The sequence below is a fragment of the Algibacter sp. TI.3.09 genome (genome assembly GCF_038154905.1).
Classification (GTDB): Bacteria; Bacteroidota; Bacteroidia; order Flavobacteriales; family Flavobacteriaceae; genus Algibacter.
Genome location: NZ_JBAKAN010000008.1, coordinates 51,342 through 65,039, shown reverse-complemented (window position 1 = coordinate 65,039; position 13,698 = coordinate 51,342). Strand labels below are relative to the sequence as shown.

Annotated in this window: 5 protein-coding genes; all 5 read right to left on the bottom strand. The window is 32.1% G+C overall.

Annotated features, from left to right (window positions below; all coding sequences use genetic code 11):
• Nucleotides 1-2 precede the first annotated feature (2 nt).
• Nucleotides 3-1,655 (bottom strand): fasciclin domain-containing protein, encoded by a 1,653-nt coding sequence (locus V6246_RS17385; protein ID WP_341561729.1) that lies wholly within the window; start codon nt 1,653-1,655, stop codon nt 3-5.
• Between the two features lie 10 nt (nt 1,656-1,665).
• Nucleotides 1,666-3,120: a RagB/SusD family nutrient uptake outer membrane protein gene (locus V6246_RS17380; RefSeq protein WP_081959323.1), complete on the bottom strand. Its 1,455-nt coding sequence runs from the start codon at nt 3,118-3,120 to the stop codon at nt 1,666-1,668.
• A 22-nt stretch (nt 3,121-3,142) separates the two neighbouring features.
• Nucleotides 3,143-6,397: a SusC/RagA family TonB-linked outer membrane protein gene (locus V6246_RS17375; protein ID WP_133968765.1), complete on the bottom strand. Its 3,255-nt coding sequence runs from the start codon at nt 6,395-6,397 to the stop codon at nt 3,143-3,145.
• A gap of 20 nt (nt 6,398-6,417) precedes the next feature.
• Nucleotides 6,418-8,721 (bottom strand): fasciclin domain-containing protein, encoded by a 2,304-nt coding sequence (locus V6246_RS17370; RefSeq protein ID WP_341561728.1) that lies wholly within the window; start codon nt 8,719-8,721, stop codon nt 6,418-6,420.
• A gap of 546 nt (nt 8,722-9,267) precedes the next feature.
• Nucleotides 9,268-13,467, bottom strand: a complete 4,200-nt coding sequence (locus V6246_RS17365; RefSeq protein ID WP_341561727.1) for a hybrid sensor histidine kinase/response regulator transcription factor — start codon at nt 13,465-13,467, stop codon at nt 9,268-9,270.
• Nucleotides 13,468-13,698: the final 231 nt, after the last annotated feature.

Sequence of the window (13,698 nt, the reverse complement as noted above, 5' to 3'; positions counted from 1 at the left end):
TATTAATCAACCGGTACAAACTCAATATAATCAATAGGAATACCTCCTGATCGTATTGTTTCAAAACGCAATACGTGACTTTGTTGTTCTGGCATAAGTAAATCATCAATTACAATAAACCTTGCCCAGTTCGCTAAATCGTAAGCAGAGTTACCGCTATTATCAAAAATATCAGCACGTCCTCTTACATAACCACGCTCTCTTAACTCTAGAGAATCTTCATCTGGCCATCCTATACCTAATTCACTTGGGTTAGATCTCATATCCCATTGCGACCCTATAGGTTGTCCATCCCAATAGGTTTGGAATATTGGCCTACCATTATTTCCTTGGTTTCCACATACTCTAAGCTCATATTTCCCTTTAGGAAGTACTGGCGTATCAAACTCAATCCATGTTACAGAACCTAAATTCAATACAGTTCCTGCATCATAAGCAGCATTTCTACTTTGTCTTAAAATTCTAATTCGTGTTGCTGGAAAAACTCGAAGCGATTCGAATTCTGTAGAATCAAACCATGAATTAAAACCAATTTTACCAGCTTGTACTTCTGGTAAACCTGTTCCAAAATCGAAGATTACATGTTTTGCTTTAGGAATAAATATGGTTAATAATTTATCTACGGTATGATATACTCCATTTTTCGCTGGAAAATTACTGTCTTCAGAAATTAAAGACGTCCATGTATCATCTACACCCGTTTCTGTTTCGTTAATTCTAAGCTCTTTATCTGTTTTAAAAGATTTTATAGCATTTTTAGGAAGTATTGTACTAATAAAAGAGTTTTCTGGAAAATCTGCAGAATACAAGAAACTCTCTGTTGCATGATAAGCCATGAACCTATTTAACTCATTTAGCTCGTCTGTATAATTTACATTTCCTGGAGAGATATAATCTGCCAAATCTTGAAAAGAATTAATACCGGCTTCAGCATAAACAGCATCTGATTCTGCTAAAATTGTAAAATTATTTTTTGATCCTGTTTCACTAAAGTATTGAGAAAACATATCATAATATCCGGTTTGCTTTAAAGCTTCAATAAATATAGTATGCTTACCAGCCTTTTCCATTACAACAGTAACGGGATCAATAAAAGGGTTTAAAACTCCTGTAAGCGCATGTATAGTTCCATTATTTGTACGAATATCGTATTGATCTAAACCAACTTCTTTATTAATCTGCACATTAGCAATACCACCTCCTAATAAGTAAGACGTTGTAAGATAATCTCCAGTATAAGTTGTATCGGCCAATCGCCCTTCTATAAAACTACTTGTGGTTCTACTCGTTGGTAGCGTATGAAACTTAACTAATATTTTTAAAAATTCTATTTGCTCTTCCGAAGTTAACTCTGCAACAGTACTTACATTAAAGCGCTCTTCTAAGAATGCCTTTATAGCCGTATTGGTAGGTGCTAAACACGTATAACTTCCATAACTTCTTAATGCGGTGTAAAATTCTGTTTTTTGAAGAATTTCAACATACATAGAAAATTTGTCTGGGTTAGCTTCTAATACCTCTGAAATTGTCATATCAGTAGTTTCACCATCTGTTGTAAAAAAGGTGGTTCCATCAAGAGGATCATTACAGCTATTTAATATTAGCATAAACATGCAAAGCCCTCCAAGCCAATTAATTATTTTTTTAGTTTTCATAAGTTTAGTTTTAGTTTTCGTAAAATGGATTCTGCACTAAATTATCATTCAAATTAATTTCATTTTGATAAATTGGTAAAAAGTATGAATCTGGATCTGAGTAATAACTCAAAATCTGCTCATAATCATCTGCACCAGCTTTAAAATCGACTAAACTTAAAATAAGTTCTTGATTTGCAAAGTTATCACGACGTGCAAAACGCAGTAAATCGTACCAGCGCTTTCCTTCGAATGCAAACTCTTTTTGGCGTTCTAATAATAATGCATTTAATAAACTAGACTCGTCTCTAGAAACATCTAAAGGTGCAGAAACTGCACGCATATGCACATCGTTAATAAGTTGATAAGCCATATCTAAATTCTTTTTATCAGCAGATAAAATATAAGCTTCAGCTTGCATAAGTAAAACATCGGCATAACGATAGAATATAAAATTGTTATAATACTCATCACTACCACGGTATTCACCAGTTTCATCTACACCTGCATATTTAAAAACTGCAAAATTCTCTCTATCATACGTTCCTAAATGCGCACGAATATCATCTGGAAACTCTCTATACAATTCGTTAATTCCTTGATATGCTACATAATTAAGATTACTTACTTGGAATGAGTTTCTTAGCGTTGCTGAAATATCGCTAAACTGAAGTTCGAAAATACCTTCATCTGAGTTGCCTTCAAAAAAGATACTATTAAACCACTCTTCACCATTAACTAAACTATAGCGACCTAAATCTATTAATTCTTGTGCGGCGTCAATACACTCAGTGTACTGTTCATTCCATAAATAAGCATCTGCAAGAATAGCAAGCGCTGCTCCTTTTGTAATTCTCCCTTTATCATGAGCTGCAGATTGTGCATACCCTAAGTTTAAATCTTCTACTGCTAAAGTTAAATCATTGATAATTTGAGTAAGAATTTCTTCTTCTGTATTTTTTGCTGGATAAAAATCGATTTGGTTTGTTGATGTTGCTGTTAATACTAACGGCACCTCCTTAAAGTTTTTAACCAAAATTAAATATGCTAAAGAACGAATAGTAATAGCTTCTGCTTTAAATGTATTTAATTCTTCTATAGAAAACGTTTTATCTTGCTCCTGAGCGCCATCGGCAAACTCTAAAACTAAATTACAGTAGTTAATAGTAGCATAGAAGTTACTCCAGTTTGTTAATCCATCTGAAGGAATCATATAATTTCTCATTATATTCTCTAAACCTCCACTACCAGAAACCATCATTTCTGCTCTAAGTTCTCCCCACTTTAATACTCTATCGGTAAACCCAGATTGATTCATAGAGGCATAACACCCAGCTACTGCAGAACTTACTTGCTCTTTATTATTCCAAAATTCTTGTTGAATTAAGTTGTCTTTTGGTTCTAGATCTAGATAATCGCTACACGATGATAGTGTTGCAAAAATCATCGGAACCATTATAAATATTTTAATTATGTGTCTTTTCATAATACCTTAACTTTAATGCTATTTAAAATGATAGATTTATACCTACGGTTATTTGTTTCGATCTTGGAGTTTGTTCCGCATCGTAACCTAACTCTTGCCAATCGTTACTAATTCCTCCTTCAGGATCTACTCCCGAATACTTGGTAAAAGTTAATAAATTGGTTCCTGTAACATAAACTGAAGCATTTGTAAAATTCAACTTGTTAATAAAAGGCTTTGGTAAATTATACCTAAGTGTAATGTATTTCATTCTTAAGAATGAAGCATCTTCCATAAACCTATCAGACCCTAAAGTATTAACAGGGCTATTCAAAATAGCTCTTGGTATATCTGTTTCATCACCTTCAAATCTCCAACGTCTTAAAACCGCTGTACTTTGATTATCAAAATCGTCCATACTTTCCGTATTCATACGTGCAATATTCATTAATTTCTGATCATATCTAAAGTTGAAAAATGCATTAAGTTGAAAGTTTTTATAACGAATATTAGGTCCAAACCCACCAAATAATAACGGATTTGCATTTCCTAAGTATACTACATCTAGTTCGTTGATATTTCCATCTTTATTAACATCTTCATACATGGCTTCACCTGGCTGAAACTCTTTACCATTATTAAAAACTAAGTTTTTAGGCTCTCCATTAAGATCGTAAATAATATCTCCATTACCATCACGTGCTACTAAATCTTCTTGAGAACTAAATACGCCTAAATAACGGTAGCCATAAAAAGAACCAATAGGGTTACCTTCTTGAATTCGTTTTAAATACCCTCCAGGTCCAGTTGTTAAAGGGTTTCCTGCTTCTGCTACTTGAGCTTCTGTAATACGCTTAACTACGTTTCTATTACGAGCTACGTTAAAATTAAAATCTAATCCAAAATCTTCATTATCTATAATTTTGGTTCTTACACTAAACTCAATACCTTGGTTACTAATATCACCTAAGTTTAAATAAGGTATTCTAGAAAAACCAGAAGTTGTTGGTATAGCTGTGTTTTTAGTTAATAAATCTTTGGTGTCTTTTTGATAGAATTCTAAGTCACCACTAACTCTACGATTAAAAAATGAATAGGTTACACCTAAGTTCTTCTGAATAACAGTTTCCCAACGTAAATCTGTTAATTCCATACTACTTGGTATTACAGCAGGCTCATCTAAATATGTATAGTTATACGTTGTGTATGTATTGTACGAACCGTAGTTTGTACCTGGCGAATTACCGTTTACACCATAACTAGCACGAATACCTATTTCGTCTACAAAATCTGCACTTTCCATAAAAGGCTCTGAAGATAAAATCCATTTTGCAGCAACACTTGGGAAGGTACCATTTCTATAATTGCTACCAAATTTAGAGTTTCCTTCCGATCTAATACCACCACTTAAAATATAACGATCTAAATACTGATAGTTAAAAGCAAAGTTGGCTGCAAGCGTTGTGTTTTGCTCAAATGTAGATTCTAAAGAATTTCCAGAACCTTCAATTCTAATATTTGCAATAGGTGTTTGTATATCACTTGTTGGACTATTACTAGCAACAGATACATATCCTTGACTTGTTTTTTCGAATGTTTGAAAAGAAAAACTTGATAAAAACGAATGTTTCTCACCTAATTCTGGCATCCAAATTAATTTATTATCTGTACGCATTACAAAAAACTCACCATCATCAAAAGTTGATCTATTTGCTCCTGAATTTGTCCATGCTGCTCCAATAGCTTCTTCTGGTACAAATTGAGATTTTTTATCAACATTAATATCAAATGAAATAATAGATCTAAAATCGAAATGCTTATTAGGTTTATAACTAAATCTAAAAACCGGTGTAATTCTATTATTTTCTGTATTGTTTCTAGACAACCTCGCCATTGCAACTGGGTTGTAATAAGTAACACCATTACCTTGAAAAGAATTTTCTGGTGTAAAATACTGATCGGTTAAATTACCATTTTCGTCAACTTGATAAATAGATTGATTTGGCATTTTTACCAATGCTAAAGATCTTAAGTTAGCTTGTCCCAAACTATTATCTTTTGCATAAGAACGATCTAATGATCCGTGGCTATAAGAAAGCTCGGAAGCAATAGTAATTTTATCTGAAATATTATAATCTAAAATAGCACGTGTTGTAAATAATTTGAAAGCACTACCAACTGTTGTCCCTAATTGATTTTTATAACTTCCAGATACACGGTATGATGATTTTTCTCCACCACCAGATACACTTAAGAAATGCTCATTAGTGTGCCCTCTTTGTGTAATTTCATCTAGCCAATTAACATTTTTATTATACAACTCATATAACTCGTAATCTGGGTTGTATGCTATTGGGTTACTATCTGCTAAATTAGTATTAGTTGCAATTAATTCATCTTTAATTAATGTAGAGTATTGATCTCCATTTAACATTGGTATTCCGTCTGGTTGCTTAGATGTACTTCCTTTATAACTATAAGAAAATCTAGCTTTACCTTTTGCCCCACGTTTTGTTTTAATAAGTAAAACACCGTTTGCTGCACGCGACCCATATTGCGCCGTTGCTGCTGCATCTTTTAAAACTGAAATTTCAGAAATATCATCTGGAGATACCCCAATCATTGATGCATATTGATCTTCATCGGCTGTAGAAAAATCGAACCCAGTATCAATTTGTGTTTCGAAAGGCACACCGTTAATAACAATTAATGGTTCTGAAGAAGCATTTAATGATGATGTACCACGAATACGGATAGATAAACCGGCTCCTGGATCTCCAGAATTAGCTACAATATCTACACCACTTAATCGACCTTGTAATTGATCTACAATACCCGATGATGCTGTTTCACTAATTTCTTTGGTAGAGATAGTTTCCATGGCTGTAGCAATTCTTCGCTTATCCATTTCAAACTCACCAGTAAATACTTTTTTTGTTCCTCTTACAATAATAGCATCTAACTCTGCTACATCTTCTTTTAATCCTATATCAATTGTTGTTCTACCTCCAACTGTAATTTCCTTAGTAATAAAACCAATATAAGAAAAGGTTAACACGTTATTAGCATCATGCATTTTAATAGCGTAATTACCATTAAAATCGGCTACAACACCATTAATAATACGATTATTTTTATCTTTCTCTGCAATGGTTGCACCTGTTAATGGCTGACCATCTGATTCTGAGATTACGGTTCCTGATACGCTTATTTGCGTTTGTGCCGACAGACTGAACGCCGAAAACAATACACAAACTACCATTAAGACATATGAATATGACCTATATTTATCCTTCATATTAAAAACTTTTAGTTTTATTATTTTATATAATTATTCGTTTCGTGTATTATAATTCTCTTTGATAATATATTTGTCATACTACCAGTTGTTACAGTATCTCCTGTTTCTTCGTTTGTAATAGAAACAGATGTTGTTGTATTTACAACAGAAAACTGATCGTAAACTGGAGCAAAATCGACAATTTTACTAAAATACATAGAAGGAAAAGTTCCTGTGATTTTACCGTCGGTAGGTAACGATTGTTGTATAAAGTGCTTTTTAGCAAAGTTTAAAAGATCTCTTTTTGCTATAGCCTTATCTAAATCATCCAACCCGTTTACTATGCTAGGGTCTACAATAACACCATCACTAATAGCTTGTGCAACAGCACTGTTGTTAGGCGCAAATAATGTAAACGTTCTTTGTAAGTTTAAGAAGTTAATTAATTTATCTTCCGAACCTACAATGGTAATTAAAGCATCTGCACTTTCTAATACCTCTATAAAAGATGAAAAGCTCGCAGAGTTCTCTACTAAAGTACCGTAAGTGAAATTTAACGGCATATCTATAATAGCACTCATTTCATAAAAGTTTCCATTATCTGTAACTTGGATATTCTCTACCTGAGCAGATTCCATATCTTGAATATCTCCACCTCCTTGTGCTAAATTACCAGCAGATGCGTAGATAAACTCGCCACTTCTTGCTTGGTAGTAATTGTTAGCATTAAAATCTATATCCTCATCGACAATTTGATTAAGAACAATATCAGCTATTGTTTTTCTAACATAAGCTATATCTGCTGCACTTGGAGACGTTGCATCTGGATCTGGATACGTACGGTTATTAGCTCCTACAGGATCACCTTCTACCTTCATATAAATTACAGACACATCAGTGGGATCATAAGAATCAAGATCTGTACGTACTGTAATTCTTCGAGTTGCACTGTTTGGATCTGCAATATCTTCAAACTGATCGTTTCTTACTCCTAAAATAGAGAAACGGACTGCATTACTTTGTAAAGCCGTATCAATTCTAAGATCCTGAACAGCTTGAAGCATTATAGAGTAATTAGGGTCTAATAATAAAGGCCCCATTATTGTTCCAAAACTATTATTTGTATACACTGTATTTACCCCTACAAAGAAACCATTGCTACAAAACTTTTTATCGACAACATCTTCCGCCTTATAATCTACTAAACCTAAGCTTGTATCATAACTTTGACCAAAATAACTTGGGCATATATCCCAATAATCATTAAAGAAAAAAGGTGATATAAATTTCCCTAAAACATCTAAAGGCATTTCATCATAAGAGCTATAAAACTCTCCCAAAATACTATTACCAGTTAAATAACTTTCTAAAGCTTCGTTTGTTGGTACTAATAAACCCCAAGCTTGTGCTAGAGTTCCATCGATATTAGTTGCATAATTCTCGTCTGCAACATTAAAGGGTAGATAATCATTTTCTATTCCTGTTGAAAATACAAATCTGTAAATTTGCTCTGTTTCCCCTGTTTCCTCATTTAGCTCGTCTCTGTTGTATCTCAAATAAGCAAAACGTTCCAATATTCTTTTAAAACCAGAATACTTATCGCCATACTCCGGAGAAGAAAGGTTTTCGTACATGCTCTTTTTAGGCTCAAATACTTTATCTAAAGCATAAATTATCCCATTTTCTGCTACAATATTTTGTTCTGTAACATTAGCACCAAATACTTTCATTTCGCCATCATTGAAAGTTTCATCTGGAAACATAAACTCGTAATCAGAATGCTGAACATCCCAAGTATCTAAATAAGATTGAATAAAATAATTGGTTGTTTTTAATCTACCATTATTTTCTTCTACCACATATTGACCAGGTTCTAACTTATCCCAATCTAATATATGCTGTAAAGTATCGGTATTATACGTTCTATTAGGTCTTTGGTATTGCGTTCTACGTCTAAAACTTTGACCTAAATAAAATCGATTTGGAAAATAAGTTAACGTTGTAGTATTCCAACCATCAATTATAATTGAATACTCTACGATATCTAATATTTTTTCTGGTGAAATAGATTCTATACTAGATATTCCTTCAATTGCCATATAAGCCTCGAAAGCCTCATCTGTTGGAGCAAAAACTGTCCAAGAACCACCTTTCACCAATGGTTCTTTGTAAGCCGTTTGATCTAATGCCTGTAAGTAATAAGTAAAATTCCCCATGGACTCTAATTGTTGGTAAATTGTACCAGCCAAATTGTCGGGACGTGCATACTCAAGCGGGTCGGGCTTACACCCAAAAGTGGCCATAATTATAAATAATATAATTATACCATTTCTATGCTTCATTTTTTGTACCATATTAATTGTAGTTAATTTAGAATTATTGTTTAGTTATTTAATTAGGTTCGGTTAATAAATTTAAACTTGGTTTTAGCTTAAATTAAAGAGAAACAGCAATTAAAGAGCAAATACTAAAATTTGTTAATTAATGTTAACTATTTGTTAATGCAAACTTATAAAACAATGCCCTTTAAGTATATAAATTATAGCTATTTAGAGATAAATTATTGCTCATTTATGCCGTTTTACCCCTATAAACACTAGGATTTATGTAAAATCCTACAGTATTATTTTCACCACATTAACCTATTCTTAAAAAACCATAAGCATAATTATCAAATTAACAGAATTCCGTATTTAATTTTGCTTAAACGTTTAACAAACTAATAAAACACTCAAATTTTAGCATTACAGATCATATAAAACAATGAGCAATTACCTCACTTTTCACCCCTAATATAAGTAAGAATATTCTATTGTTTTTAACAAAAAAAATCTCAGATTAAAACTTAATCTGAGATTTCACATTATTAATTTATAAATTCGAAACGCTTACATTTCTCCTTCTTTTTCCTTTTGTTCGATAAACTGACTAGGAGTTACATCAAACAATTCTTTAAAAGTTTTACTAAAATATGCCGTAGAATTAAAGCCAGACATATGCGATACCTCTTTGATGGAATAATTATTTTTAACCAACAACTCTGCAGCATAACGCAATCGTATTGTCCTGATAAAGTTACTTGGGTTACTTCCTGTTAAAGTATTTATTTTTTTATAGAACTGAGATCGACCAATACCCATTTCTGCCAGTAAATCGCCTTGTTTAAAGTCTATATCACTTATATTTTCAATAATAACTTTGGTGGCTTTATCAAGAAACGCTTCATCTAAATTATTAGAGGTTACTTCACTAGACGGGAATATACCTCCAATTTCAGAAAAACGTTGTCGCAATCTTTTCTTAGCCTCAAGCAAGTTACTAATTCTAGCTTTCAATACGTCGGTAACAAAAGGTTTTGATATATAGCCATCTGCACCATGCTCATAACCTTCTATTCTATCTTCAACTAAAGTTTTAGCAGTTAATAAGATAACAGGAATGTGGCAGGTCTCTAAATCGGTTTTTATAGAATTACACATTTCAAAACCATCCATTTTAGGCATCATAACATCACTTATCACTAAATCTGGCAAATATTTATGTACTTTCTTTAATCCATCCACACCATTAACAGCCTCCTTAATAATATACTGATCTCTTAAATCACTACTTAAATGAACACGTAGCTCCTTATTATCTTCAACTATAAGAAGTATTGGTTTATTAGAATCGTCACCATCATAATCGTCTATAGAGTCTTGTTTTACATTTGGTAAATGATCGTTCGAGATTAACATATCATACTCTACAGCCTTCATTGAGTTTATTAAAAACTCATTCTTAACATTCTCAACATCATCTGGCTTAGCATCAATATTTAAAGGTAGCTTAACAATAAATTTTGTTCCTTTTTTATGTTTGCTCTCCACATCTATCTCACCACCATGCAACTCAACCAAACCTTTGGTAAAGTTTAAGCCAATACCTGTACCTGCTTTTGAAGCATCTAAATTATAAAACCTTGAAAAAATACGGCGCATTTGCTCTTTATCTAAGCCTACACCAGTATCTTCAACTATAATTTCGACATACTCGTTAGATTTCGCTTTTCCTAATTTCAAAAAATTAGAATTACTACTACCTGTGTTAATTTTATTAATTGTTATGGTTATATCTCCTCCACTATTGGTGAATTTTATAGCATTCGAAATTAAGTTTGTAATTATTTTTTCAACTTTATCAAAATCGAAAAGTGAAACAATTTTATCTGAAGTACTTATAAAGTTATAATTAATCTCCTTTTTGAAAGCTAAATCTTTAAAAAGCGAAAAAATATCTTCACTAAACTTAACAACATCTCCTTTTTCTAATTGAAGCGGTGCCATACCAACATCCATTTTACGATAATCTAACAACTGATTTACCAAGTGAAGTAATCGTCTAGCACTTCGTTGAATAGACAATGCCGATGTTTTTACAACCTCAGGGTTATCACTAAAATTCGCTAATATTTTATCTACCGGATTCAGGATTAATGTTAATGGCGTTCTAAACTCGTGAGATACATTTACAAAGAACTGTAGTTTCATTTGATCTAGTTCGTGTTCTTGTTCTTCTTGTACTTTAAGCTCATAATAATACATTAAGAAACGAATAATTAACGCTCCAATAATAATATAAATAAGGTAAGCCCACCAACTACGCCACATAGGTGGTAAAATTTTTATATTTAGAAAGGTTGTTTTAGCAGTATCCCATTGCCCATTAATAGTCGCTTTTACTTCAAATTTATAGGTCCCAGATTCTAAGTTCGATAGGTTTACTACACGGTTAGAGCCCAAATTAATAAAGTCGCTATCTAGACCCTGCATACGGTAAGCATATTTAACCTGCTCCGGATTATCAAAATAAAGCGCAACAAACTCCAACGAAACATAATTCTCCTTGTACTTTAAGGTTAAGTCTTTAGTTTCAGAAATACCTTTGTTTAATAAAACTCTTTTGTGAATTGAATCGCCTGCAAAAACAACTTTATTATTTAACTTTAATTTACTTATTTGTGGTTTTAAATCTACAGCTGCAGGAATAGCAATATCGTTCGGGTTAAAAATATTAAAACCATTTAAACCACCAACAATAATACGTCCATCAATGGTTTTCTCGATAGATTGCGTTTGAAATTCTGCGCCTTGTAAACCATCGTGCGTATTGTAATTTACAATTTGGTGTGTATCGGGATTTAGTAACGATAATCCACTTTTTGTAGTAATCCAAATATTGAAATTATCATCTTCTTTAATACCTACAACCAAATTGTTTGGCAATCCATTTTGCGAAGAATACGACTGTACCAAATTTAAACTAGAATCAAGCTTATAAACGCCACTGTCCGATCCTACCCAAATATTATTATCATGATCTTCTGTAATAGTACTAACCCTAACCTCCACTAATCCGGAAACGTTAACAGGTATAAAATCAATATCATTCGGAATAAAACCATCTAAGGCATTCAATTTAACTACATTTAACCCCAGTTCTGTACCTATAAACAAGCGTTTTTTTGAGTCTATAAACGTACTAATTATAGAGTTACTAAGTAAAGAGTTGCCAGAATCGTAGGTGCTTTTATAATTTTTAAATTGTTTAGTTTTCGGGTTATAAAGGCTTAATCCCTCGTTTCTTAAAGCGAACCAAATTCTATGTTCAGTATCTTCCACTCCGCTCCAAACAGAACTCTGCCCAATAGACTTAGCATTATTAGCGTCATGCAAAAACACCTCACTTTTGCCCGTTTCCGGATTAAATTTATTAACGCCACCATCTAAGGTACAAACCCAAATAAAACCTGCATGATCTTCAAAAGTATATAATATTTTATTAGAGCTAAGCGCACTTATATCATTAGAAAAACTACTAAAATGCTCAAATGAGTTCTCTTTTTCATTAAACAAGTTTAAGCCGCCATTGTATGCACTTATCCAAATTCTCCCTTTGGAATCTTGCAAAACAGATTGTATTGTTTTTTGACTTAAACCATCGGCCTTATTGGCTTTATAGTAATAATGCTGAAAGGAATAACTAGATGGATCTAACTTACTAACACCAACATCATAACTGCCTATCCAGAAAATACCTTTTCTGTCTTCAAATATTTTAGTAGGTTTATTATTAGGTAATGAAAACGGATCGGAAAAATTATTTACAATATGGCGTTGCATTTCTACATCGTCATTTTCTTTTTTGAATAAATACAAACCAAAAACATCGGTAGACACCCAAAACAAACCTGTTTTATCTTGATAAATATCGTAAATAGGCACACTTTTATCTACTAAAGATACGTGCTTAAAAGTATTACTTTTGGTATTCCAAAGTATGAGGTTAGATAAATCGTTACCAATCCAAAAATCGCCATCGGCATCAATAAATACTTTTTTAGTAATGTGGTTTAACTCGTAAGATTCCTTTTTATCAATTAAAACACGATCGAAGTTATCGTTTTTTCTATTATATCTGTTTAAATGCTGTCCATTAGTTCCAGCCCAAATCGTATTATCTTTATCTTTTAAAAGAACATTAACCTTATTATTATCAATAGATTTTAAATTACTTTGATCGCTTATGTAATATGAAAACTTAAAATTATCTTCATTAGTATTATAATCATAAAGCTGAATTTTTATAACACCAATATTAGTAGCGACCCAAAGTGTATTATTAATACTGTCGTACAGCAAATCATTAATAATTTTTTGCGAACTATTTGATAAAGAAAGCTGCTTATACAGTTTTATTCTAATAAACTTATTAGTCTGTTTATTAAATAAATTAAGCCCATTATTGGTTCCAACCCACAAATTACCTTCGTTATCTTCTTCAATGGCATTAATTCTATTATTACTAATAGATGTGTTATCATTTAAAACAGATCTAAAAATCTCAAATTCATAACCATTATACCTATTAAGTCCATCAATAGTTCCAAACCACAAAAAACCAGCTTTATCCTGAAATATTTCGGTACACGTACTGCTTGAAAGTCCACTAAATGTATCTAAATTTTCAAACTTTATATTATTCTTCTGGCCAACAATAATATTTGTTAGTAAACAGAATAAAGCAATAAAATAATTTTTAAAATTCATTTTTATTTGAAATTTCAACAACTAAATGTTATTAATTTATTGAATACAAAACTTTTACTAATTCGTATTCAAGCTAAAATAAAGTATGGAGGTTATTTACCCGAAACTGTGCAGGCCAGCGCAATCTAAAATGCTCATTATAATGAGAACACAAAACCAAACGGAAATCATTTTAAAATAAAGTGATTACGTCGTTTTTAGATATTAGCAAAAAGCAAAGTTTTTTACTAA